The organism is Alterotamlana spongicola, from assembly GCF_035818475.1.
Taxonomy (GTDB): domain Bacteria; phylum Bacteroidota; class Bacteroidia; order Flavobacteriales; family Flavobacteriaceae; genus Cognatitamlana.
This window is the reverse complement of the sequence record NZ_JAYMGV010000001.1, coordinates 2,698,027-2,722,566: the sequence shown is the minus strand read 5'-3', so window position 1 is coordinate 2,722,566 and position 24,540 is coordinate 2,698,027. Positions and strand designations below refer to the sequence as shown.

Here is a 24,540-nt window from a genome sequence, read left to right as displayed (position 1 = left end):
ACCGTGCAAATTCAAATCTAAATGATTTCAGAAGCTGATAAACTTAGAGTTTTAGACCTATTATTGAATAGCAAAACGTTTTCTAAGTCAACCACAAGTAATGTTTTGTTGAAATATTTAATTGAATCTTCAATTAATAATAAAAACTTAAATGCTACAGACATTGGAATTGAATTATTTGGTTCTCAATATGAACCTGAAAAAAGTGAAGCTACAGTAAGAGTCAATATTTACCACTTAAGAAATAAACTCAAAAAATATTTTGAAGGTGAAGGCGTTGAGGATGACATATTTATTGAAATAAAACGAGGCCAATATGGAGTAAGTTTTCATAAAAAACAAAAACTCAAACCTAAATATTCCTTAAAGAAAAAACTCTATATATATTCCTCCATTCTAGCTTTACTGGTTATAGGGCTTTATGCCTATGCAAAACTAAGCTATAAGGATCCTGTATGGCACACTTTTTTTAAAAATAACAAAGAAACCACGTTGTATTTATATGATATTTTTGGGTACTATGGTCCTACTTTATTTAACAAGATTGGGTGGCATAGAGACTATGAGATAAACTCTGCTGCCGAGTTTTATAAAGAAGTAGAAAAACATCCAAAATTAATGGAGGATTACGCTCCCGGGAGAAATGTTTACGTTAATTTTCTAAGTGCCTATTCCGTTAATAATTTATCCAGGCATTTTCAAAAACATCAGAAGGAATTTAAAATTCATAAGTTCCACAACCTAACTTTACAACAACTAAAAGAGCAAAACTCAATTTACCTGGGCCCTTTAAGGTACGACAATGCTTTTGTTGATTTTTTTAATTTAAAATCAAAACGCATTAAATTAATAGATCAAAATAAAACGCCGGAACATGATGATGATATTGAATATTTTGACGGAAGAAATGCATCTTATAATGAAGGGAGAAATGTGGTTTATAAAGATGCTAAAAAAGGTATTGATACCATAGTAACGTTAAAATCTAATGGACATAGTCATGAGCATGTCTTAGTTGCTAAACTTCATGGAGATAATGATACTACTAATTTTATGTTTTTCTCAAATCATGGTTTTGGTGCCACAGCAGCTATTGAATATTTTACTGACACAGACTCTATTTCAAGTTTTAATGAAGAATATTTAAAAAACGGAGACGAGTTTATAGCCTTATTTGATGTCAGCGGAAAAGACCGTACAAGTATGAATGTAAAACAAGTGATATTTGATGATAATAAATAATAAGTATACCTCTCATTGGTTTTTGTGCTAAGTACTAAAAACACAAAAAGCTATTCAGAGAATAGCTTTTGTATGATTTTTTAATAATGTTTATTAATTCCAAATATAAGTTACACCCAGAATAGTTACTGTTGAATTATTATAATTCAATTTTATGTCATTAACTTCACCAATATCTAAATCAAGAATACCAGATTTGATGTTCCTTGGCAACAATACAAAATGTAATGGCTCTTCAATAGTCAATGCATACCCTATTCCTTTAGAGCTTATTCCAGACTGCTCGCCTTCTAATAAATACTCATCGTCCCAGATGTTTAATGGCGTATCTGAACCGGCTATCCATGTTCTGAATGAATCTTCAGTATAATTAATAGCAGCACCATTATTGGCACTAATCTTTCCATTATTTATAGTGACACTATAACGTGGATTATTGTCTTGATCTGTTCCTAAATTCCTAACAAGGTGCGTCCCTTCAACTTTATAATCTTCGTGATAATAATCATCAAATGTAGTGGTATGCTCACTTTCTTCTTGCCTGTACCAACCTGTAGAAACTATAGTAATTATCCCACTACGTGTTATACCGTCTTTACAAAGTGTTCCATCTTTAAAATCTACTGTTGTCGTTTTTGGAAATGTAGAAAGATCAAATGGTTCAACCGTTATAACAGGTCCACTTTTAGAATCACTTGTTTTTGCAATTGTTGAATTTTCAGCATTTAAAATGGCATCTCCGCCATTGTTTCCAATATCCTGAAAAATTTGATTGGCTAATGCATATTCGTTTAAGGTTTCTATTTCTGCTGTAGGTTCTTCATAGACTTTAGCATCGTTATCTTGACATGCTAGCATAAAAAGAGCAAAAATTGGGGCTATAATTTTTTTCATAAAAAATGTTTTTATTTACTAAATAACAGTTTTCATTATAATTCCAAGTCATTTTTATAGCATTTTTTACTTTTCAGCGTTATTTTTAACCATTCATCGATGTTTTTATTTGTTGTCTAGTTAAGATTTGGTATAATTAATACAATTTAAAACAGATGATAATTAGTATTTTTACATAAACTTTTTATAGCACAAATCTTTTGGACCAAACCGAATTAAAGGAATTTCTGGATACTAAGGTTATTCAATACAATAACCCAAAATTTATTCAAAGCGACCCAATACAAATACCTCATAGATTTAATAAAAAAGAGGATATAGAAATTGCTGGCTTTTTAACGGCAACCATTGCCTGGGGGAATAGAAAAAGTATTATTAATAATGCTCATAAATTAATGCATTTACTTGATGATTCCCCCTACGACTTTATAATTAACCACAAAGCATCCGACCTGGATAAATTAGCCCCTTTTGTGCACCGTACGTTTAATGGTCATGATTGCATACAATTTGTCAAATCATTACAGCACATTTACACAAATTACAATGGGCTTGAATCTGTTTTTGCTAAATATGCTCATAAAGACTCGCTTCAAACAGCTATTTCCAAATTCAAATCTGTTTTCTTTGAAGTTGCACATTTACAACGTACTCAAAAACATATTAGTGATCCTCTGAAAAACTCAGCAGCAAAACGCATTAATATGTTTTTGCGCTGGATGGTAAGACAAGACCATGCCGGTGTTGATTTTGGCATTTGGAAAAGCCTTAAACCCAATCAGCTTTCATGTCCATTAGATGTGCATTCAGGCAATGTGGCAAGAAAATTAGGTTTACTGAAACGCAAACAAAATGATGCTAAAGCTTTATCTGAACTAGATAAGGCCTTAGGAAGTCTCGACCCAAATGACCCAGTTAAATATGATTTTGCATTGTTTGGTTTAGGCGTTTTTGAAGGGTTTTAACATTTGTTTTCTTTATCTTTAAATCATTGAAAAAAATACATCAAATAAATATGAAAAACTGTTTAATTTTAGCATTCTCTCTTACCTCCATTTTTGTTTTTTCTCAAAACTTAAAAATTCCAACAGACACTGTGATTGTTACCAGCCACAGTGCTACTATTAAAAATAAAGCTATATCATATACTGCAACCACAGGAACACAACCTGTTTGGAATAAAAAGGGAGCGCCTATAGCCACTTTATTTTATACCTATTATGAACGCAGTAATATTAAGAATAAAGCTGATAGACCGTTAGTCATTTCATTTAACGGTGGCCCGGGTTCTGCATCAGTATGGATGCACATTGCATATACGGGCCCCAAAGTACTAAAGATAGATAATGAGGGCTACCCGATCCAACCTTACGGGGTTAAGGACAATCCCAACTCTATTCTTGATGTAGCAGATATTGTTTATGTAAACCCTGTAAACACAGGATATTCAAGAATGATTCCTAATAAAGAAGGAGAGTTACCAAAGCGTGAAACCTTTTTTGGAATTAATGCTGATATTAAATATTTAGCTGAATGGATAAATACCTTTGTTTCCAGGAAAGACAGATGGGAATCTCCAAAATACATCATAGGAGAAAGCTACGGAGGTACCCGTGTTATGGGACTGGCAAATGAATTACAAAACAAACAGTGGATGTATTTGAACGGTGTGATTTTGGTATCTCCAGCCGATTACAAACTATACAGTACCAGTCAACCCGTATATTCTGCATTAAATTTACCTTACTTCACTGCCGCTGCATGGTATCAAAAAGCATTGCCTCCAGATTTACAGGAGAAAGATCTATTAGACATTTTACCTGAAGTTGAAGATTACACTATTAAAACAGTTATGCCGGCTATTGCTCAGGGTGGGTTTATTCCAGAAAATGAAAAGCAGAATGTTGCTGGTAAAATGGCCTATTATTCGGGGCTTAGCAAAAAAACTATTTTACAAAATAACTTAAACATTCCAACAGCATTCTTTTGGAAAGAATTATTACGGGATAAAACCGGACATACTATTGGCCGTTTAGACTCAAGATATTTAGGTATTGACAAAAGCGAATCAGGAAGCAAACCTGATTTTAATCCGGAGCTCACCTCCTGGTTACATTCTTTTACTCCTGCTATTAATTATTACATAAAAAAACATTTGAACTTTAAAACAGATGTGAAGTACAATATGTTTGGTGATGTTCACCCTTGGGATAGAAGAAATGACAATACTCGGGACGGATTAAGACAAGCCATGGCACAAAACCCTTATTTAAAAGTATTAATACAGTCTGGGTATTATGACGGCGCCACTACTTATTTTGGTGCTAAATATACCATGTGGCAAGTAGATCCCAGTGGAAAAATGAAAGATCGTTTTACTTTTAAAGGCTATAGAAGTGGGCATATGATGTATTTAAGGCATGATGATTTAATTTCTGCTAATGATGATTTACGCGAATTCATCAATAACTCATTAAGTCAGGGAAAAGCTGCCAAATATTTGAAAGAATAAGAGCCTTAATTCTTTTTCAATATACTACTTGCTGAAAGTATGGTAGTATTGAACAGTGTTTTTTTAAAGCTGAACTCAATACACTGTTACTAAGCATAAGTATTAACACTCTTAAAGTTACCGAGACAAGGTTATTCAAGAAAAGATATACCATAATAAAAAACGATTGATAAACCGGTAGTTTATCAATCGTTTAATCTTAAAAATCCGTAATTCTAAAAACCGTTAACCTCTTAACCAGGCTTCACGTAATGCTTTTTGAGCATCTGTAGCATCAGCCTTTTCCATTATTCCGTTACCAATAGTATATGTTTTTGTTGTTGTAGTTTTTATCACAACCTCTTCTCCATTCCTGTCCAGCTTAACTTCAATGTCTTTCCCTGGTTTCCAACTAAAGACCTGTTGCAACAATGTATTTGCATTCACCATAGTTAAATCGGTTCCGTCAATAGTCTTTATAACATCGTTAGGTTGCGCCCCTTGTTCTTCCCAAAAACTATTTTCCAAAACTTTATCGGTAAAAAAGATGGTTCCCTTTTGTGGGTCACCACTAACTATAGGAGCGCCATTCATTAAAATGTAATTAGTTTCTACCTTACCCTCTCCAATTTCTAAACCTACTTTCTCAAAAAATTTATTGTAATCAATTGGTATATCACCAATAACATGTGTATTGAAAAACTCTCCCAAAGACGGGTAAGTCATAGCTACAATTTCATCTATCAATTTATCGTCTTCAAAAGGTTTATTTTTTCCATATTTATTGGACAATTCTTTCATTAAAGATAAAATGCCTCTATGTCCATTACTCTCTTCACGCATCAAAATATCTATACACATACCAATCAATGCCCCTTTTTGGTAAACATTCAAGTACTGATCTTTATAGGGGTCCTTTAATACATTTTCACTCATAATAGTAAAACTCATAGCATCATTCATACGCTTTGAACCTCCTATTTTTTCCATTATTTTATTATAGAATTCAGATTCCTCTACTAAGCCTCTATCTACCTGGAATAAGGTTGCAAAATATTCGGTAACCCCTTCATACATCCATAAATGTTTTGAGAATGTTGGGTTATTATAATCAAAATAATGAATATCCTCTGAGTGTACACTTAATGGTGTTACTATATGAAAAAACTCGTGAGAAACCACATCTATCATACTACTGGCCAAAGCATCAGCCGGCATAGACTCAGGAAAAACCACCACGGTAGAGGTATGATGCTCTAAAGCTCCAAACCCCTTTGGAGAGTCTTCCTTTCCTTCTGACAGGTATAAATAAATATCATACCTTGGCGTAGCATTAATATCCCCCAAATAAGCTTTTTGGGCTTCCATCATGGTAAAAACGGTTTCTTTAAGAGACTTTGCAGAATGTATTTTGTTTGGAGAATATACACTCAATACAATTTTTATGTCTCCAACCTGAAACTCTTCTACATCCAAATCCCCATACATCATAGGGTTATCAGTAATATCAAAGTATCTGGGTGCATAATAACTTGTTGTTATATATTTCCCATCTTCACTGGTTTTTGTATCAACCGTTTGCAAAGCTGAAGAACGTACAAAATCAGCAGGTGCCGTTATATCCAATTTATATTGGTTGTTTTTTAAAGAATCAAAATAACCAATAAAGCCATGCAAATTCAGGACATAATTATTGGGATCTATATTGGTACCTGAAGGCGAAAATGGCGTATCTTTTCCAATACCCCCCGCTTTTTCAATATCATAAGTATCATTAACCAGATAAATAATTTTATCTAATTCTTTGGCATTTGAAATTGTCCAGCTATTGGTATCAATCTTATTCACTGTCATTTCATTCCCTTGGTAGTCAAGAGCCTTAAAGTCATCTATATACTTACCAAAATCACTAACAGAATACGTTCCTTGAATTACTTTTGGCAATCTATAGGTTACTGTTGGGGCTGTAAAACGCCCGGGGTTAATGGTAACCGGAACTCTATCTTCATCAATATCTACCAGGTTTATTGAAGTTTCAATTGGTGAGTTTACTGCTAAATCATTTTTAGTGCCTTTTGTAGAGCTACAACCAGCTAATAACATTCCCGTAAAAAAAACGGCCAAAATTCTTTTATTCATCGATTCTAATTTTAGTTTCATAAATGACGTGCAAAATACTACTATGTTACGTGGAGCATTCTTAAGGTTTTGTTAAATTCGCAGCATGAAAACCCCACTTATAAGCATCTTAATTCCATTTAAAGATACAGAAGCATTTATTTCAGATTGTTTAGAATCCATCTTAAATCAATCTTACATACACTGGGAAATCATAATTGTTGATGACCATTCTTCTGATAATAGCTATAATATTGTTAATACATTTGCGCAAAAGGATGATAGAATTGTACTTATAAAAAACTCGGGAAGTGGTATTATTGATGCCTTACAGCTCGCTTTCAAAACCAGTAACGGCTATTATATTACACGCATGGACAGTGATGATGTCATGCCCGAAAACAAGCTGGAAATTTTATTGAACAATTTATTGGAATCCGGTAAACACCATGTATCTACCGGGTTGGTGTCTTACTTCTCAAAAAATGGTATAAGTGACGGCTACAAAAAGTATGAAGACTGGCTAAATCGACTTACTAAAACCGGAAGCAACTATTCTGAAATTTATAAAGAATGTGTTATTGCATCCCCTTGTTGGATGTTACACAGAGAAGATTTAATTGCTTGTGGTGCTTTTGACCCAAACCGTTACCCTGAAGATTACGATCTAACCTTTAGGTTTTATAAAGCGGGTTATCAAATAATACCTTGTAATACCATCTTGCATTATTGGCGTGATTATCAAACACGTACTTCCCGAACTCACAGCAATTATGCAGAAAATACTTTTCTGGATATCAAATTACATTATTTTTTAGAGCTGGATTTTGATAATTCAAGGCCACTTGTTATATGGGGAGCAGGGTTTAAAGGAAAAACCATTGTCAAGAAACTAATTGAAAAAAACGTTCCTTTTGAATGGATTTGTGATAACCCTAAAAAAATAGGAAAGGATATTTACAACCAAAAATTGAAACCATTTACATTTTTAGAAGAAATCAAACAACCACAAAGTATTGTAACTGTTGCTAACCCGCAAGCACAAAAGGAAATTCAAACCTATTTCAACACCCAAAATATGTCTCCTATGACCGATTATTTTTTCTTTTGTTAATGAAAAAAATTATGTAGGTTTGATTAATCTTAACAAAACATGCAGTTTAAACATCCAGAACTTCTTTACGCTTTATTTTTACTGCTCATTCCTATAATTGTTCACTTATTTCATTTACGGAAATTTAAGAAAGTAGCGTTTACCAACGTTGCCTTTTTAAAAGAAGCCACTATTCAAACCAGAAAAAGTTCTCAAATAAAAAAGTGGCTAATTTTATGCACCAGATTATTACTTTTAACCGCATTAATTTTGGCTTTTGCCCAACCTTTTATTTCAAAATCAAAGGCGTTTAAAATTGAAAAAGAAACGGTAATTTATCTGGATAATTCCTTTAGTATGCAGGCTAAAGGAGAGCGGGGAATCCTTTTAAAACGCGCTATACAAGATCTAATTTCCAATATACCAAATGAAGAGACTATTACTTTAGTAACTAACAATAGTATTTTTAAAAATACCACTATTAATGCTATTAAAAATGATCTGTTAAAACTGGACTATGCATCAAATAAACTTACAAGTCAGACTGCTTTATTGAGGTCTAAAACATTTTTTAGTAATAAGAAAGGCTCATTGAAAAATTTGATCTTTATTTCAGATTTTCAACTGGATGAAACAAACTTTACACCTACTGCAGATTCCCTTACCAATTTAAGTTTAGTAAAACTAAAGGCTGTAAATAACAATAATATTGCAATTGATAGCGCTTATGTCTCTGAAACATCTCCAACTTCAATTGAATTAAACGTCATACTAAAGAATAGTGGTATTGCAGTTGAAAATTTACCGGTATCACTTTTTAATGGAGAAAATTTAATAGCTAAAACTGCTGTTGACATTAATAAACAAGTTGTTACTACGTTTTCACTTCCTACTAATCAGGTTATAAATGGAAAGATCACAATTGATGATACTAGCTTACAATTTGATAACACCCTTTATTTCAACATAAATGCTATATCAAAAATCAATGTTTTAAGCATCAATGCTACTGATGATTCATTTCTAAAACATATTTATACAGAAAAAGAGTTTAATTATTCTGCAATACCCGAAAATCAATTAAACTATAATCTTATTGATAACCAGCATTTAATCATCTTAAACGAAATAGATAATATACCAATTGCTTTAACTTCTGCTTTAAAGCAATATACTTTACAGGGAGGTGCACTCATAATAATTCCTTCTAAAACCATTAATATTTCATCCTATAATCGGCTTTTAACTAATTACCGTGCTGGTTTTAGAGATTTAATGTCTTTTGAAAAACGAATCACAACCATTAATTATGCGCACCCTTTGTACAATTCAGGGGTTTTTGAGAAACAGGTAAAAAACTTTCAATACCCTAAAGTAAATAGCTTTTATGAGTTAAATTCAAATAATTCCTCATCCGTTTTACAGTTTGAAGATGGCAAGCCTTTTTTGAGTCAAAATAAATATGTATATCTATTTACATCGGCCTTAAATAAAGATAATTCAAACTTTAAAAACTCACCGTTAATTGTACCAACCCTGTACAATATTGCGAAACAGAGTTTTAAAATCCCTGAATTATATTACACTATTGGAAAAGAAAATACATATGATATTGAAACTCTGATGCAGCAGGATGCTGTTTTATCGCTTTCAAAAAATACTGTTAATATTATTCCTAAACAGCAATATTTTAATAATAAAGTAGTGGTTAGTACTTCTGAAGAACCTTCAATTTCTGGTATATACGCTGTTATGAATAAAAATGAGGTTATTAAAAATATTAGCTATAATTACTCAAAGCATGAAAGTAATTTGGCTTACAGAAATATAACAGAATCTAAAAATATAACCGTTAGCAATTCAATAACCAAAGTCTTTGATGCTATAAAAAGTGATACAAAAGTTAATGCCCTATGGAAATGGTTTGTTATTTTTGCACTAGCGTTATTGATAATTGAAATGCTCATCTTAAAATTCTTTAAATGAACATACTTGTAAAATCTGCCACCATAATAGATCCGAAAAGCGAATTTCACAATTCCACTCAAGATTTATTAATTGAAAATGGTATGATTACTAAGATTGCCGGTAACATTAAAAATTCTAAGAATTACAAGGAAGTTAAATTAGAAAACCTTCATGTTTCTCAAGGTTGGTTTGATAGTAGTGTGAGTTTTGGAGAGCCAGGTTTTGAAGAACGTGAAACCATTGAAAACGGGCTCAAAACCGCAGCAGCTTCAGGTTTTACAGCTGTTGCTTTAAATGCAAATACTAACCCTGTTTTAGACTCTAATTCAGATATCACCTTTGTTAATTCAAAATCAAACAACCATATAGTAACACTTTTACCTATTGGTGCTTTGACCATTAAAAGTAAGGGAGAAGATCTGGCCGAACTTTATGATATGAGTACAGCCGGAGCTGTAGCTTTTTACGATTACAAAAAGCCTATATCAAACCCAAACCTCATGAAAATTGCTTTGCAGTATGCAGGTAATTTTAATGGGTTGGTTTGTTCATTTCCTCAGGAAAATAAGATTGCAGGCAATGGTGTAATGAATGAAAATATTACCAGTACAAGATTAGGCTTAAAAGGCAATCCTGCCTTAGCCGAAGAACTGCAAGTAGCCAGAGATCTGTTTTTACTGGAATATACCGGTGGAAAGCTACACATTCCTACTATTTCAACCGCTACTTCTCTTAACCTGATCAGGGAAGCCAAAAAGAAAAAACTGAATGTAACCTGTAGTGTTGCCATTCACAATTTATATTTTACCGACAAGGTGTTGACGGAGTTTAATACACATTATAAAGTTTTACCGCCATTACGGACACAATCTGATGTTGAGGCCTTAATTGAAGGGGTCAAAGACGGGACTATTGACATGGTAACCTCTGACCATACCCCCATTGATATAGAGCAGAAAAAAGTGGAATTTGATCATGCTGATTACGGAACTATTGGCTTAGAAAGTGCTTTTGGAGCCTTACAAAATATCTTCACAACAAAGAAAACCGTTGATATATTAACAAAGGGTAAAGCCAGATTTGGGTTAGACGTTGTACCATTAAATATTGGAAACATTGCAAACATGACACTTTTCAACCCTAGTTCAAAATTTGTGTTTTCAAAAGAACATGTTCTTTCAAAATCAAAAAATGCCATTTTTGAAAATGAGGCCTTAAAAGGACAGGTCTATGGCATTATCTCAAATAATAAGGTTTCTATAAATTTATAACGATGACGGAACAGGATATTGAAACGGGACGTAAAAATGCCATTATAAGTTATATCACCATTTTTGGGGTTATTATAGCTTACTATCTGAACAACGAAAATAAAAGCCCCTTTGCCAGTTTTCATATCAGGCAATCCCTTGGACTTTGGCTTACCTTTATCATAGTAAATTTATCTATCACAAGAAACTTTGATATTTTCATGCTAAGAGCTTCTATATATATCTTTTTTTTCACACTTATCATCTATGGCCTATCTAATGCCATTGGAAGAAAAGCTCAACCCGTTCCTTTAGTTGGTACTTTATATCAAACACTTTTTGCAAATCTTGGAAAATAAATGCTAATCACTTCCCTTTCTTTAGATCATATTATTCGTGAATCTACACTTACTGAAAATGCACCGTTATTAATTATGATGCATGGTTATGGTAGTGATGAAAACGATTTGTTTTCATTCGCTTCAGAACTACCTGAAACGCTTTTCATCATTTCGGTAAAGGCTCCCTACCCCATGCAGCCTTATGGTAATGCCTGGTATGCCATTAATTTTGATGCAGAGCGGGGCAAGTGGAATGATAATGCACAAGCCATACAATCAAGGGATTTAATTTCAACGTTTATAGACGAGGTTGTAGCCACATACCCCGTCAATAAAGATAATGTATCTCTATTAGGGTTTAGTCAAGGTAGCATTTTAAGTTATGCTGTAGCTTTAACCTATCCTGAAAAAGTCAAGAATGTAGTCGCGTTGAGTGGTTATATTGTTCGTGATATTTTTCCGGATGATATTGTACATAAAGATTACTCCAATCTAGATTTTTACTGTTCTCACGGTAGTGTAGATCAAGTAATTCCTGTAGGTTGGGCCAGGCAAACTCCTGATTTTTTGAATAACCTAAATGTTAAAAATCAGTACACTGAATTTCCTGTTGGCCATGGTGTAGCTCCACAAAACTTTTATGAGTTTAAGAATTGGTTAACAGAACGCATATAAATTATTTCATATCTTTTTATTTTAAAAGATTGACATGAAACCATTTACCATCACCTTATTATTATCTTTTTTAAGCTTATCTGTATTTACGCAAAATAAAAAAGACTTACAAGATATCAACATACAGGTTTGGAGTAATTTCACTAAAGCTTTTGAAACTTTAGATTATAAATTGTTTAGTGATTTGCATAGCGAAGGCCTGATACGTATTGGAGGCGATTATAAAACCGTTAGAGATAAAATCTCTTATATAGAAGGCTATGAACAGCGTTGGAAAGGTAAACCAATAGATCAAACTATTTCATTTAGGTTTTTAGAGCGTATAGTTAAAGATGGAAAAGCTTCTGAACGTGGTATTTATAAATTAACACAACATCCTGACAGCCATAATAAAAAAGTCTATTACGGAAAGTTTCATGTTATTTTAAAAAAAGAGGATAGTCTATGGAAAATACTGGTTGATTACGACTCTTCCGAAAATAATACCATTAATGAAGCTATATATCAACAAGCTTTTCCTATGGATGACCTCAACAAATACTGAATCTTTTTCCCAATAAACGCTTCAATATGACACAAAAAATCCGGTGGTTATTTAGACGCTAAATAACCACCGGATTTTTATATAATAATAAACTATTCTAACTATTTATTACTAACCTAAAGCCTTCTCCATGAATGTTTAGTATTTCTACTTTTTCATCCAATTTCAAATATTTACGCAATTTGGCTATATATACATCCATGCTACGTGAGGTAAAATAATTATCATCACGCCATATCTTTGTCAATGCCAATTCTCGTGGCATCAAATCATTTTCGTGTAAAGCCAGTAAACGCAATAATTCATTTTCTTTAGGTGATAATTTAACTGGTTCACCTCCATCAAACTTTAAAAAGCGTAGTTTTGAGTTTAAATCAAAACGTCCAATCTTAAACTCAAATTGTTTACTGTCAGAGATAGTCTCTGTAGCCTTTCTTTGAATGATAGCCTTAATTTTCATTAACAGTACTTCGCTATCAAAAGGCTTATTTAAATAATCATCAGCACCTACTTTATACCCTTTTAGAACATCTTCTTTCATAGTTTTGGCTGTTAAAAAGATAATAGGTACATCTGTATTCTTTTCCCTTATCTCTTTAGCTAAAGTAAACCCATCTTTATAAGGCATCATAACATCAAGAATGCATAAATCAAAGTCGTCTTTCTTGAATTTTTCAAACCCTTCCATACCGTTTTTAGCATGGGTTACTTCGTAATCATTCATCATTAAATAATCTTTAAGAACGGTTCCAAAATTAGGATCGTCTTCAACCAATAATATTCGTTTTTTATGTTCTTCCATAGTTATGATATTAGCGGAAGCTTTATAATAAATGTACTTCCTTTGTCTTTTTCTGATTCTACTGATACATGACCTTGATGGTCTTCTACAATTCTTTTAACATAAGCCAGTCCTAAACCGTGGCCTTTTACGTTATGAATATTTCCTGTGTGTTCTCTATAAAACTTTTCAAACACCCTTTTGGCAGCAGCTTTACTCATGCCACTACCATAATCTTTTACTTTTAATATAATATTAGTGCCTACATTTTCTGTATACACTTCAATTTTTGGTTCATCCGGAGAATACTTTATAGCATTATCCAACATATTTACAATAACATTGGTAAAATGTGTTTCATTGGCTAAGACAGATGATTTATCTGCATTTAGAAATGTTTTTATATATCCATTTCTATTTTCAACAATTAATCCTACATGGGTAATTGCATCTTCAATCAAATCATGCAGTTTGACCCTGTCTTTACTAATGTTTAATTCATTCTTCTCTAATTTAGATATTCTCAATACATTTTCAACCTGCGCATGCATTCTTTTATTTTCTTCCTTAATCATAGAAAGGTATCTCACCACCTTTTCATTATCATTGATAACCTTTGGGTTTCTAATAGCATCTAAAGCTAAATTAATAGTAGCTATTGGTGTCTTAAACTCATGGGTCATATTATTGATAAAATCCGTTTTTATTTGAGAGATTTTACGTTGCTTAACCAGTTGAAATAATGCGCTTGCAAATGCAAGAATTATTATAGACGTAAAAATAACAGATAGCATAATCATTCCAATAATACCGGAAAGAATGAACGACCTGTCATCAGGAAAATTAACTAAGAGCTTATATAGGCTACGGTTATTTTCATCTCTAAATAAAGATACTCCAAAAGTAGATTTTGAGATGTTCTCAAAATTATCACTATGAACTTTTGTTAATAAATCCTTATCATAAACAGCAAATTCAAAATCAATATCTATGCTGTATTTTTTAAGGCGTTCTGACAGTAATTCTCTTATTTCCTTTTCTGAAACACGCTTATGTACAGGTTTTCTTTTGAAAACCTCTTTAAAATTTTTCTCAAAAGTTAATTTTTGAGCTTCATCAATTGTTCCGCTTCTAATAATTTTGGAAATTGGACTTTTTAAATCCTTTTCTGAAGATTCAATATCACTAAAAATCTCCGTACTTGAATTACCAATTATATTTGTGATATCAAGACTATCTAAACCAATGTCAAAGAGCGAAGATGATAATTTATAATCCTGTTGCAGCACATTACTCTTATATATAAGCGTCTCTTTTGTACTGTTGTTTTTTCTGTAAATGAGCAGTTGTGAAACCGCCTCTTCATCTGATTTTTCTTCCTTATCAAGTTTTAAATATTCAGCAAAATACTTTTCCGACTCGTTGTCTTCAATAGTATTTGAAACATAGTTTAATACTGTAACTACATTAAACTTAAACCGCTCCTTTTCATTATTTACCGAATCATTTATATAATACGCCTGAATAGAAATAATACCAATAAGCGATAAGCTCATTAGAATTATTAGTAAGATGAATTTTCTCTTGCTCATCATTCAAAATTAACATTTTAACATTTAGCTCACTTCTGTTTTAACCTTACGTTAACAAAAATGTTAAATTTTAAATTTTTCCATTATTTGTTGATGAATTTTATACACTTGCTGCTCAGTGTCTTCAAAAGAAAGGTTGTTGATTACATAATTGGAATGTTTAACTTTTTGCTCATCTGTCCATTGATTACTCATAATAGCTTCAATTTTTTCAACTGTTGTATGGTCTCTCTCTAACAAACGTTTTATCCTAACTTCCTTTGGAGCAACTACGGTTATAACTGAATCACAAGCTTTGTAACCTCCATTTTCAAATAGAATAGCTACCTCTTTAATTATATATGGAGCCTTTTGTTTTAAAACCCATTTTTCAAAATGCCTTGCAACCTTTGGATGTACAATAGCATTCATCTTTTGTAAATATGCTTTATTATTAAAGATGATATTGGCAATATAAGGTTTATTTAATACATCATCAATATACGCTTGACTATCAAATAAATGGATAAGCTTTCTTTTAATGACCTTAGAATTAGTCATAAGCTTTTTGGCCTCTTCATCAGCAATATAGACTGGTACACCATAACTTTCAAAAAGCTTTGCTACAGTAGTTTTTCCACTACCTATCCCACCGGTAAGACCTACTATCATCATTTTATAACTATAAATTCTATACGTTTTTGACCAATTTTGATGTTTTTGACTCCAACAGGTGCTTTCACTAATTCCGGTATTAGAAACGATTGGTTCTTATTAGTCTTATTATAATCACAAATTACTTTAAAATCTTTGCTTGTAATAGTATTAAACTCTGATAAACTCACATAATAAGACACACTGACCTGCTTTGGGAAATACTTTATTTCTGCTTTTTTCGGGGCATTTATTAAAGTCACCGGTATTTTTAAAGTACCTTCAGTAAACCTTTCAACCTTTGCTTTTACTGAAACTTCTTCTACAGAAAATTTTAAATCCGCTTTATTTTTGGGCAACTTAAGTTTAACCTTTTCATTTAAATCTACTCTCACATCATTTAACACCAATTCTTCCGTTTCCAAACCGTCTAATTCAGAAACTAATATATTGGGGCCTACAACTACTATAGAATCTGGTTCAGTTATAATTGGTGTTGAATTATTATAACCATGACTAAAATCAATATTAGTATGCAATTTAACAGGCAGTTTTTTCACCTGGTTAATACCATATCTGAATATCAGCTTTTCAGGCGATAAACTAAGGAGTTCAACCTCTTTATCAAATTGGGTATTGTTTAGGTATGATTTTGATTTATTATATACAAACACATGATCTTCTTCATAAATATCTTTTGTAAAGTCTATTTTGATTTTTGGAGTTGTGAAATAATATCTCAACCATTTAAAGCCGTGTGTCTTTAAAGTAATATGTAACTGAGTACTATCGTTTAAAATCACATATTTTTGTGGCACATTTTGCTTCTCTATTTCAAAAGCTATAGTGTTGGTGTATTGTTTTGAAAGTTTGGTAAAAATCAAAATAATAAATGCAGACAGCAAGAATAAAACAAATACATTTATTCTTTTGTTCCTGATTGATGTCAGTATTTTAGATTTTAATTTTTTAATCATAGTGAATTAAAAAAGAGCTTAGGGAAATATGCTTCCGGTTTTTTATTCAATACCAAAATAATATATGTTGATTTTAAAAATCCATACCCGTATCCAAAAAACTGCACTAAGATAGCCAGTATTGCTAATGCAGCAACCACAATACGCTTTGAGCTTAACCACGCTAAAACAAAGGCTATTAAAAAGTACAGTGCATAACAAAAAATTAACCATTTAATATTAAAACCCCAAAGTAAGATGGCCAGTAACAACCCTAAACTAAATAGAGAGGGAAACCAGTATGTGAGCTTTTTGGTTGTGGGGTGCCATTTATTTAAAATGGGGCGAACTAAACCAAATTTATGAACCTGTTTATAAAAGGTATTCCAGGAAATTCTGCGTTTATGAAATACAAACGCTTCTGGTATTAACTTAGTTTTATATCCTAAATTCCAAAGCCTTATGGACAAATCCGGATCTTCTCCCGGATGAATACGTCCAAAACCTTGTGAATCTTCAAAGGCTTTTTTTGAAAGCCCCATGTTGAAGCTTCTGGGTTGAAATTTGTCTACACTATTTTTATTCCCTCTAATCCCTCCTGTGGTTATAAAAGAGGTCATAGTAAAGTTTATAGCTTTTTGAAGGTTTGTAAATGATTCATGTGCCGCATCCGGTCCTCCAAAACAATCAACATAGTCCGTTTTTAAGCTCTTTTCTACTTTTTGTAAATACTGCTTTGGCAAAATACAGTCAGAATCTAAAATTATAAAATAGTTGCCTTCTGCATGACGCATACCATAATTTCTGGAATCTCCAGGCCCAGAGTTTTCCTTGAAAAAATACGATATCTTCAGAGTATCTTTAAAACGATCAACTACAGCCTTTGATGTATGTGTTGACCCATCTTCAATAATTACAATTTCAAACAGGGTTTTACCCTCTAACGCTTCAAAACTTTGTAAAAGCTCTTGAATTTCATCGGGGCGGTTATATACCGGAATTATAAAAGAAAATTGTAATGACATAACACAAATGTAACAAAAAAGCCACCGTTTTTGGTGGCTCTTTTTCTATATCTAAACTTTATTTTATTCCTCTCCCATAAAGGTTGACATAACCGCATCACTAACTCCCATATTACTAAATCCACCGTCATTATATAAGTTTTGCAAAGTAACACGCTTTGTTAAATCGCTAAATAAGGACACTGTATAATTAGCACAATCCAATGCTGTAGCATTCCCCAATGGTGACATTTTATCTGCATAAGCAATAAATCCATCAAATCCTTTAACACCACTACCTGCTGTGGTTGGCGTTGGAGATTGCGAAATAGTATTCACTCTTACATTTTTATCCCTTCCAAAGAAGTACCCAAAACTACGTGCAATACTCTCTAAATAGGCTTTATTATCAGCCATATCATTATAATCCGGAAATACACGTTGTGCCGCCATATAGCTCAAAGCAACAATACTTCCCCACTCATTCATTGCATCTGATTTGTAAAGCACCTGCATTACCTTATGAAAAGACATTGCTGAAACATCAGTTCCTTTCTGTGTCCATGCGTAATTTTGGTCCGTATAATGTTTTCCTTTTCTAACATTTATGGACATCCCTATAGAGTGTAGAACAAAATCAATTTTACCACCTAAAATTTCCATAGATTTATCAACCAAATTTTGCAAATCTTCAAGTGATGTGGCATCAGCCGGAATAATTTCAGATCCCGTTTTTTCTGCAAGCTCATTTATTTGTCCCATTCGCATTGCTACCGGTGCATTGGTTAACACAAATTGTCCGCCTTCCTCATGAACACGTTCTGCTGTTTTCCAAGCTATTGAATTTGAGTCTAATGCTCCAAAAATGATTCCTTTTTTCCCTTTTAATAAGTTGTACATATCTATTGATTTATATGTTTGTATGTTGGTTTATTTAATATTTCAGCCCACAAAGATACTAATTAATTGAGTAACTCTTTGGCATGGGCTATGGCTGAGCTAGAGATTTCCTTACCTCCTAACATTTGTGCAATTTCTACAATACGTTCTTCTTGATTTAGTCTTATCAAATTAGTTTGGGTTTTGTTATCAACATCTTTTTTATACACTTTAAAATGCGAATGCCCTTTAGCTGCAATCTGCGGCAAATGTGTTATGGAAAACACCTGCATTGTTTTGCTCATTTGCAGCATAATATCTCCCATTTTATTTGAAATCTCACCGGAAACCCCTGTATCTATCTCATCAAACATGATGGTTGGTAATTGTACATAATTTGCCAAAACTGATTTAATTGCCAGCATGATTCTTGATAATTCCCCTCCTGATGCAGCTTTTTTCAATTCATTAAAATGGCCTCCCTTATTTGCTGAAAACAAAAAAGTTAGCTCATCTTTTCCATTAGCATAAAAAGACTCACTATATTCTATATGTATTTTAAACTGGGCATTGGGCATCCCTAAATCATTTAAAACAGTCTCTAATTGGAGCTTTAATTGCGGGATAACTTCAATACGGTTTTCATGAATCTCTTTGGCAAGAGATTCCAGTTCGCTTTCTTTTATTACAATTTTATTTTGCGTATCTGCAATAGAAGCATCCAAATTTTCTGTAACCGAAATCTTGTTTTCTAGTTGATTTTTAATAGCTATTAACTCTGAAACATCTGATGTTACATGTTTTTGCATTAAATCGTGAAGTACTTTTAACTTTGAGTTAACAGCTTCTAACCTGGCCGGGTCAGCTTCTAAACCTTCTTGTATATTATGTACCTCTCCAAATAAGTCGTCCATTTCAATTAAACTACTACAAGCTCTATCAAATAGTTCTTCATACTTAGAGGAATAACCCGACAGCTTTTGAAATGCGTTTTTTAATGACGTTAATCCTGCTATCACTCCTATCTGTTCATCCTCTAATATTTGATACCCTTCTGAAAGAGCCTCTTTTATATTCTCAACATTATTTAAGGCTTCATACTCATCCTCCAAGGCCTCAAGCTCACCTTCTACTAAATTTGCTTCTACTAACTCATTCAATAAAAATGAATTATAGTCATGCTCCTTTATTGCTTCAGTCTTAGCGTCTAAAAGCTCTATTAACTCTTTTTCCAGCTTTTTATAGCTTTTTAGCTCTTTTTGAAATTCCTGCAGTTTTACACCGTTATGAGCTAAAGCGTCAATAACCTGAAACTGAAACTCATTGCTTGTTAACTGAAGTGTTTGATGCTGCGAATGAACATCTATTAAACGTTCGCCCAATAACTGAAGACTGGCAAGGTTTACTGGTGAATCATTTACAAAAGCTCTTGATTTTCCGGAAGGCAATATCTCTCTACGAATAATGGTTTGGTCTTCATAATCTAAGTCTTCAGAATCAAACAGCGATTTCAACTTATAGTTTGTAACATCAAAAACGGCTTCTATAATACACTTATCGGTTTTATCCTTTAAGCTACTTAAATCTGCCCGTTTCCCTAAAATTAATGATAACCCTCCAAGTAAAATAGACTTACCTGCTCCTGTTTCTCCTGTTATTATTGAAAAACCATCGTTGAAATCCACATGAAGTTTATCTATTAAGGCGTAATTTTTTATTGAAAGTGAGGTTAACAAGACTATTAAATAGGTTTTAATTTTGAAAATAAATATAGCAAAAGCCTTTTAAAACAAGAGCGTTTTAAAACTTAATATTTTGCCATTTACTATTGTACATGGGGGCAACTTTTTGTAAAGCGTCTTTAACACTGGCAATATTTACATTAGGGCCTCCTGAAAATATTTGCTCTATTTCATCAGACTTTGCATCAAAGAATGTCCGTAATATAAATGAATTAGGCCTACGGTTATTCATGGGTAGGAATTTCTTTAAAGAACTAGTTATTTCCTCCTTCCCTTCTTTTACATTGTGACTCATTACATCCAATCCTTTTCTATGATAATCATATAGCACTTCTCTGTATTCTTTAAAGGTTGGAGATAATACATTGTCTATAAGTGCAAATCTACTTTGCAACCCGTCTTCTAATTTCCAGCCTTTAAAATTACCCTGCTGCGAATAATTAGTAATTATTTGAGCTTGCTTATAATACTCATCCCCTCCTTTTTCAGAAAATGTATCGGCATCTAAAGCCAAAATCATATAAACATGATAGGCCAAAACAGAAATTAAATTAGATTCAAACTGCGTAGGATTATAAATTAAATTCTGAAATTCTAAATACCTAAATGTAAAATCTTTATCGTTAAAATTATACACCGGTGTACTGAATGAAGAACCATAAATTGGACGGGATGACTGCACTTGTAAAGTGGCTTTAAACGATTCACCACTATAATCACTCACGTTCAATACCATACTGCAATTTATGCGTTCCTGTGTTTTAAAAGTTTTGTTAGTCCATTTTGTATTATTGATAAACTCGGTTACCTGTTTTTCCAAAGTCTTGAAAATGGGAAAGTTTTCATTACCTGTTTGTTGTGCATTTACAACAACATTACAATTCAACTCCTGCGAAAAACTATTAATTGTAACGCATAATATCAATAAAGTTAAAATCTTACGCATTGACTTGTGATATAATTTTACTCAATAAATCTATGGCTACTTCTCCCTTAGATTTTAATTTAAACTCAATAATTTCTCCCGAATCATCAATCAAAGTGACTTTATTAGTATCACTTTTAAATCCTGCCCCTTTATCGTTTAACGAATTTAATACAATTAAATTTAAATTCTTTCTTTTTAATTTTCCTTTTGCGTTTTCAAGCTCATTATTGGTCTCTAAGGCAAAGCCTACCAAATACTGATGCTTTTTAATTTCACCCAGTGATGCTAAAATATCTTTTGTTTTCTCCAACTCTAAGGTTAACGCTGAAGACTTCTTTTTTATTTTCTGATCAGCAACTTCTTTAGGCTTATAATCTGCAACTGCTGCTGAAAGTATAGCTATATCAGTAGTTTCAAAATAAGTATGTACCTCTTGATACATCTCTTGCGCACTGGTTACCGGAATAACCCTAATTAAACTATGGTTTATCTTTTGATACGTTGGCCCTGTTACTAAAACAACCTCTGCTCCAAAGTTGGCTGCTGCTTTAGCTATTTCAAATCCCATTTTTCCACTGGAATGATTGCCTATAAAACGAACCGGGTCTATAGCCTCATATGTTGGCCCTGCAGTAATCAGGACTTTTTTTCCTCGTAATGGTAATTTTCCTAGAATATCACTTTCTATAAATGTAATAATGTCTTCAGGCTCAGCCATTCTTCCCTCTCCTACTAATCCGCTTGCCAACTCGCCACTGGTTGCTGGGATCATAGTATTTCCAAATGCATTCAATTTTTCAAATGATTGCAATGTTGAAGAATGTTTATACATATCCAAATCCATTGCTGGCGCAAAATACACGGGACATTTAGCTGACAAATAAGTAGCTAACAACAAATTATCACAAACACCATTGGCCATTTTTGACATGGTATTTGCCGTTGCCGGGGCTATAATAAAAATATCTGCCCACAACCCCAAATCTACATGGTTATTCCATATAGCATTATCATCTTCTTCATTTGTAAATGAGGAATATACTGGGTTTTTGGAAAGTGTTGATAAGGTAAGTGGTGTAATAAAATCTTTAGAAGAGGGCGTCATAACCACTTTTACGTTGGCGCCGGATTTTATAAACAACCTTACTAATGAAGCTGTTTTATAAGCGGCAATACCACCCGTAATACCTAACAGTATGTTCTTGCCGCTTAATATACTCATAAGAGAAATTATTCCTGAGAATCTTCCTCAGTATTTCTAAAATAAATCTTATCTGTTAGCCATTCCTGAACAGCTAATGCATGAGGCTTAGGTAATTTTTCATAAAACTTAGAAACCTCAATTTGCTCTTTATTTTCAAAGATCTCTTCAAGACTATCATTGTAAGTAGCAAATTCTTCTAACTTATCAATAAGTTCTTTTTTAATCTCTGTGTTAATTTGTTCTGCACGTCTGGCAATGATAGAAATTGACTCATAGATGTTCTCTGTTGGCTCATCTATTTGATTTCTGTCATACGTTACCGTATTAACCGGAGCATTGGTTTTTTTTAAATCCATTTTCACTTATTATTTAACTTTTTGGGCTGTTATACCCTTTCAATTCTTCATCAATAACAACTGCCATATCTTCAATATCATCCAGATATTTTGAATCAGTAAATGCTTTTTTAAATGCAGTATAATATTCTTTCGCTTGTTCCAAACGTTCTCTTTTCTTTATTTCTACACTATTAACCGCTAGCTTATAAGCAGAATCCAATCTGTAAAACAAAGCATCTTCTTTTAAAACAGAACCTGGAAATTCAAAAGCAAAGTTGTCAAAAGACCTTATAGATGCCTGATACTCAGATATGGTATTATACTGTTTAGCAATTTCAAAAGCCTTTTTTTCCAGTTTATAAACTAATTCTTTCATTAAAGTATTAGCTTCATCTAAATGTTGGGATTCTGGAAATAAATCTATAAACTCCTGTAGCTTTTCTACTGCTTCTTTTGTTTCTTTTTGATCCTTGCTATAAGAAGGAGATAACATATAATAACTCTTTACACTTAAAAAAGAAGCTTCCTCCAATTTTTCACTCTTTGGATAACTAGATGCAAAACGCTCAAACTGATACCCTGCAACATAGTAGTCTCTCATTTCATAAAACGACTTAGAATACAGGAACATTAATTTTTCTGCTTGGGGCTTCCCTCTATAGTTTGGTACTATTTGAGCAAAAAGCTTATTAGCCTTAGCATATTTCCCCTCATTATATAAAGCTTCTCCCAGTTTAAATTTTGTTCCAATATCAGTAGACTTTAAAACCTTTTGATATTCGCTACAACTACTTAAAACAATAAAAGCTATTAATATATATATAAATTTATTCATAGATTTTTAAACAGGATGCAAAATTAAGTTATTAATATGGATTTTAAAAATATTATTTCAAGCTAAAGTAATTCTTGAAACCTAGTAAAAATAAGGTTTAAGTTATATTTAACTTTTTAACGATTCTATACAATCAAAAAGTTTATGATCCAGAATCATTTCTCCTTTATCATTGTAATAATATGCTTTTACAAATTTGTAATTCAGCTTGATCTCATTAAGTAAATAAGAATACATTTGATGTACCACCTGATTAAACGATTCATCATAATAACTAACCATAACGATTAATTCTCCTCTTTGTTTTATCAACTCATTTTCAGATAAACCAAATAAGGGCGTTCCTTTATCAACCTCATGAACTATGGTCCATGTTGTAGGTAAATAGCTTATATTACTTCTTTCCAATTTAAGGGAATAAAAATTATTTGCATATTCACCCTTGTCGTTCTTTTTTGAAAGTGTCAATGTTACTGATACTTCAGGATTTATCATTGTACTCTTTCTGTTGTTTTCAATTCTAAACATAATGGCCTTATTCTCACCAAAATCTCTTAAAACCAAATGCTTGCTAAATCTAATTGCTGCTCTGGGTTTTGAAAAACGTCCGTAAAGTAAACCTGTTGTAAACGCAAAAAACATCAAACCTACAAACGCTTCTATTGAGGAAACAATTCCGCTTTCAATTCCATTTGGTGACATAGCACCATAGCCCAATGTGGTAAAGGTTTGTGATGAAAAGAAAAAGGCATTAAAAAAATCCTTTAGGACATGCCCTGTTGAAGTTGTAATTTGTCCTACACCAATAAACAGATAAATTAAAGCAAATCCTATATTGGCTATGACATAAGACAAAAAAGCCAGTGTAAAAAACCGCCACCAGGAGATATTTACCAAATAATTATAAGCTTCAGAAAATCGCCTAGACTTATTTATGTGAATAACATTAAAAGATCCATTGTTATTAATCATTCGTTTAGCCAATTGTGCTGACGAATTGCCTATTCCCGGATCTTTTATTTTTTTACCCAA

General features: G+C 32.5%; 23 protein-coding genes. 9 read left to right on the top strand and 14 right to left on the bottom strand.

The annotated features are described in order from the left end of the window. Positions 1-21: 21 nt before the first annotated feature. On the top strand, positions 22-1,242 hold the full coding sequence (locus tag VOI54_RS11785) for a hypothetical protein (RefSeq protein ID WP_326282990.1): 1,221 nt from the start codon (positions 22-24) through the stop codon (positions 1,240-1,242). A 93-nt stretch (positions 1,243-1,335) separates the two neighbouring features. Here VOI54_RS11785 and VOI54_RS11780 read toward each other — a convergent pair whose 3' ends face one another. Then, on the bottom strand, positions 1,336-2,136 hold the full coding sequence (locus tag VOI54_RS11780) for a hypothetical protein (protein ID WP_326282989.1): 801 nt from the start codon (positions 2,134-2,136) through the stop codon (positions 1,336-1,338). Positions 2,137-2,336: 200 nt separating this feature from the next. Between VOI54_RS11780 and VOI54_RS11775 the strand changes: the two genes are divergently transcribed. Both VOI54_RS11775 and VOI54_RS11770 read left to right on the top strand, forming a co-directional pair. Further along, positions 2,337-3,101, top strand: a complete 765-nt coding sequence (locus VOI54_RS11775) for a TIGR02757 family protein (RefSeq protein ID WP_326282988.1) — start codon at positions 2,337-2,339, stop codon at positions 3,099-3,101. A 50-nt stretch (positions 3,102-3,151) separates the two neighbouring features. Continuing rightward, positions 3,152-4,648, top strand: coding sequence for a S10 family peptidase (locus tag VOI54_RS11770; protein ID WP_326282987.1), 1,497 nt, complete (start codon positions 3,152-3,154; stop codon positions 4,646-4,648). A gap of 225 nt (positions 4,649-4,873) precedes the next feature. Here the strand turns inward: VOI54_RS11770 and VOI54_RS11765 are convergent, their stop codons facing one another. Beyond that, positions 4,874-6,766, bottom strand: coding sequence for a M61 family metallopeptidase (locus VOI54_RS11765; protein ID WP_326282986.1), 1,893 nt, complete (start codon positions 6,764-6,766; stop codon positions 4,874-4,876). Between the two features lie 85 nt (positions 6,767-6,851). Here VOI54_RS11765 and VOI54_RS11760 point away from each other — a divergent pair, with 85 nt between their 5' ends. Genes VOI54_RS11760 through VOI54_RS11735 form a run of 6 tightly spaced genes read left to right on the top strand, consistent with a single transcriptional unit; the run spans position 6,852 to position 12,616 of the window. Then, positions 6,852-7,859: a glycosyltransferase family 2 protein gene (locus tag VOI54_RS11760; RefSeq protein ID WP_326282985.1), complete on the top strand. Its 1,008-nt coding sequence runs from the start codon at positions 6,852-6,854 to the stop codon at positions 7,857-7,859. Between the two features lie 39 nt (positions 7,860-7,898). Further along, a complete protein-coding gene (locus VOI54_RS11755) occupies positions 7,899-9,824 on the top strand; it encodes a BatA domain-containing protein (RefSeq protein WP_326282984.1) in 1,926 nt (641 codons plus the stop codon). Continuing rightward, positions 9,821-11,077: a dihydroorotase gene (locus VOI54_RS11750; protein WP_326282983.1), complete on the top strand. Its 1,257-nt coding sequence runs from the start codon at positions 9,821-9,823 to the stop codon at positions 11,075-11,077. Before VOI54_RS11755 ends, VOI54_RS11750 begins: the two co-directional genes overlap by 4 nt. 2 nt (positions 11,078-11,079) lie before the next feature. Further along, positions 11,080-11,415: a hypothetical protein gene (locus tag VOI54_RS11745; protein ID WP_326282982.1), complete on the top strand. Its 336-nt coding sequence runs from the start codon at positions 11,080-11,082 to the stop codon at positions 11,413-11,415. Continuing rightward, positions 11,416-12,072: an alpha/beta hydrolase gene (locus VOI54_RS11740; protein ID WP_326282981.1), complete on the top strand. Its 657-nt coding sequence runs from the start codon at positions 11,416-11,418 to the stop codon at positions 12,070-12,072. A gap of 34 nt (positions 12,073-12,106) precedes the next feature. Beyond that, on the top strand, positions 12,107-12,616 hold the full coding sequence (locus tag VOI54_RS11735) for a nuclear transport factor 2 family protein (protein WP_326282980.1): 510 nt from the start codon (positions 12,107-12,109) through the stop codon (positions 12,614-12,616). 97 nt (positions 12,617-12,713) lie between these two features. Here VOI54_RS11735 and VOI54_RS11730 read toward each other — a convergent pair whose 3' ends face one another. The 12 genes from VOI54_RS11730 to VOI54_RS11675 form a co-directional block, all read right to left on the bottom strand. Continuing rightward, on the bottom strand, positions 12,714-13,418 hold the full coding sequence (locus tag VOI54_RS11730; RefSeq protein WP_326282979.1) for a response regulator transcription factor: 705 nt from the start codon (positions 13,416-13,418) through the stop codon (positions 12,714-12,716). 2 nt (positions 13,419-13,420) lie between these two features. Beyond that, complete coding sequence (locus VOI54_RS11725; RefSeq protein ID WP_326283158.1) at positions 13,421-14,989, bottom strand: sensor histidine kinase; 1,569 nt, start codon at positions 14,987-14,989, stop codon at positions 13,421-13,423. Between the two features lie 63 nt (positions 14,990-15,052). Then, on the bottom strand, positions 15,053-15,643 hold the full coding sequence (coaE, locus tag VOI54_RS11720; protein ID WP_326282978.1) for a dephospho-CoA kinase: 591 nt from the start codon (positions 15,641-15,643) through the stop codon (positions 15,053-15,055). Then, positions 15,640-16,599 carry a YbbR-like domain-containing protein gene (locus tag VOI54_RS11715; RefSeq protein ID WP_326282977.1) on the bottom strand — a complete coding sequence of 320 codons (960 nt, stop codon included), beginning with the start codon at positions 16,597-16,599 and terminating at the stop codon, positions 15,640-15,642. Before VOI54_RS11715 ends, coaE begins: the two co-directional genes overlap by 4 nt. Then, positions 16,596-17,603, bottom strand: coding sequence for a glycosyltransferase family 2 protein (locus VOI54_RS11710; RefSeq protein ID WP_326282976.1), 1,008 nt, complete (start codon positions 17,601-17,603; stop codon positions 16,596-16,598). The genes VOI54_RS11715 and VOI54_RS11710 overlap by 4 nt, the downstream gene beginning before the upstream one ends. A gap of 63 nt (positions 17,604-17,666) precedes the next feature. Next, on the bottom strand, positions 17,667-18,482 hold the full coding sequence (locus tag VOI54_RS11705) for an enoyl-ACP reductase FabI (RefSeq protein ID WP_326282975.1): 816 nt from the start codon (positions 18,480-18,482) through the stop codon (positions 17,667-17,669). Positions 18,483-18,544: 62 nt separating this feature from the next. Continuing rightward, positions 18,545-20,197 carry a DNA repair protein RecN gene (gene recN, locus VOI54_RS11700; RefSeq protein ID WP_326282974.1) on the bottom strand — a complete coding sequence of 551 codons (1,653 nt, stop codon included), beginning with the start codon at positions 20,195-20,197 and terminating at the stop codon, positions 18,545-18,547. Between the two features lie 64 nt (positions 20,198-20,261). Then, positions 20,262-21,149 (bottom strand): type IX secretion system protein PorD, encoded by an 888-nt coding sequence (porD, locus tag VOI54_RS11695; protein WP_326282973.1) that lies wholly within the window; start codon positions 21,147-21,149, stop codon positions 20,262-20,264. Further along, entirely contained in the window at positions 21,142-22,353 is a 1,212-nt protein-coding gene (gene coaBC / locus VOI54_RS11690; protein ID WP_326282972.1) for a bifunctional phosphopantothenoylcysteine decarboxylase/phosphopantothenate--cysteine ligase CoaBC, read from the bottom strand. The genes porD and coaBC overlap by 8 nt, the downstream gene beginning before the upstream one ends. 8 nt (positions 22,354-22,361) lie before the next feature. Further along, the gene (locus VOI54_RS11685; protein WP_072401516.1) at positions 22,362-22,691 is read right to left on the bottom strand and encodes a DNA-directed RNA polymerase subunit omega; all 330 of its coding nucleotides are present in this window, start codon (positions 22,689-22,691) and stop codon (positions 22,362-22,364) included. Positions 22,692-22,704: 13 nt separating this feature from the next. Next, entirely contained in the window at positions 22,705-23,508 is an 804-nt protein-coding gene (locus VOI54_RS11680) for an outer membrane protein assembly factor BamD (RefSeq protein WP_326282971.1), read from the bottom strand. Positions 23,509-23,616: 108 nt separating this feature from the next. Continuing rightward, entirely contained in the window at positions 23,617-24,540 is a 924-nt protein-coding gene (locus tag VOI54_RS11675; RefSeq protein ID WP_326282970.1) for an ion channel, read from the bottom strand.

What these genes read in the sequence shown, in the direction of transcription:
- VOI54_RS11785 (WP_326282990.1), top strand. Translation starts at nt 22, where the DNA reads ATGATTTCAGAAGCTGATAAACTTAGAGTTTTAGACCTATTATTGAAT.
- VOI54_RS11780 (WP_326282989.1), bottom strand. Translation starts at nt 2,136, where the DNA reads ATGAAAAAAATTATAGCCCCAATTTTTGCTCTTTTTATGCTAGCATGT.
- VOI54_RS11770 (WP_326282987.1), top strand. Translation starts at nt 3,152, where the DNA reads ATGAAAAACTGTTTAATTTTAGCATTCTCTCTTACCTCCATTTTTGTT.
- VOI54_RS11765 (WP_326282986.1), bottom strand. Translation starts at nt 6,766, where the DNA reads ATGAATAAAAGAATTTTGGCCGTTTTTTTTACGGGAATGTTATTAGCT.
- VOI54_RS11760 (WP_326282985.1), top strand. Translation starts at nt 6,852, where the DNA reads ATGAAAACCCCACTTATAAGCATCTTAATTCCATTTAAAGATACAGAA.
- VOI54_RS11755 (WP_326282984.1), top strand. Translation starts at nt 7,899, where the DNA reads ATGCAGTTTAAACATCCAGAACTTCTTTACGCTTTATTTTTACTGCTC.
- VOI54_RS11750 (WP_326282983.1), top strand. Translation starts at nt 9,821, where the DNA reads ATGAACATACTTGTAAAATCTGCCACCATAATAGATCCGAAAAGCGAA.
- VOI54_RS11745 (WP_326282982.1), top strand. Translation starts at nt 11,080, where the DNA reads ATGACGGAACAGGATATTGAAACGGGACGTAAAAATGCCATTATAAGT.
- VOI54_RS11740 (WP_326282981.1), top strand. Translation starts at nt 11,416, where the DNA reads ATGCTAATCACTTCCCTTTCTTTAGATCATATTATTCGTGAATCTACA.
- VOI54_RS11735 (WP_326282980.1), top strand. Translation starts at nt 12,107, where the DNA reads ATGAAACCATTTACCATCACCTTATTATTATCTTTTTTAAGCTTATCT.
- VOI54_RS11730 (WP_326282979.1), bottom strand. Translation starts at nt 13,418, where the DNA reads ATGGAAGAACATAAAAAACGAATATTATTGGTTGAAGACGATCCTAAT.
- VOI54_RS11725 (WP_326283158.1), bottom strand. Translation starts at nt 14,989, where the DNA reads ATGAGCAAGAGAAAATTCATCTTACTAATAATTCTAATGAGCTTATCG.
- coaE (WP_326282978.1), bottom strand. Translation starts at nt 15,643, where the DNA reads ATGATGATAGTAGGTCTTACCGGTGGGATAGGTAGTGGAAAAACTACT.
- VOI54_RS11715 (WP_326282977.1), bottom strand. Translation starts at nt 16,599, where the DNA reads ATGATTAAAAAATTAAAATCTAAAATACTGACATCAATCAGGAACAAA.
- VOI54_RS11710 (WP_326282976.1), bottom strand. Translation starts at nt 17,603, where the DNA reads ATGTCATTACAATTTTCTTTTATAATTCCGGTATATAACCGCCCCGAT.
- VOI54_RS11705 (WP_326282975.1), bottom strand. Translation starts at nt 18,482, where the DNA reads ATGTACAACTTATTAAAAGGGAAAAAAGGAATCATTTTTGGAGCATTA.
- porD (WP_326282973.1), bottom strand. Translation starts at nt 21,149, where the DNA reads ATGCGTAAGATTTTAACTTTATTGATATTATGCGTTACAATTAATAGT.
- coaBC (WP_326282972.1), bottom strand. Translation starts at nt 22,353, where the DNA reads ATGAGTATATTAAGCGGCAAGAACATACTGTTAGGTATTACGGGTGGT.
- VOI54_RS11685 (WP_072401516.1), bottom strand. Translation starts at nt 22,691, where the DNA reads ATGGATTTAAAAAAAACCAATGCTCCGGTTAATACGGTAACGTATGAC.
- VOI54_RS11680 (WP_326282971.1), bottom strand. Translation starts at nt 23,508, where the DNA reads ATGAATAAATTTATATATATATTAATAGCTTTTATTGTTTTAAGTAGT.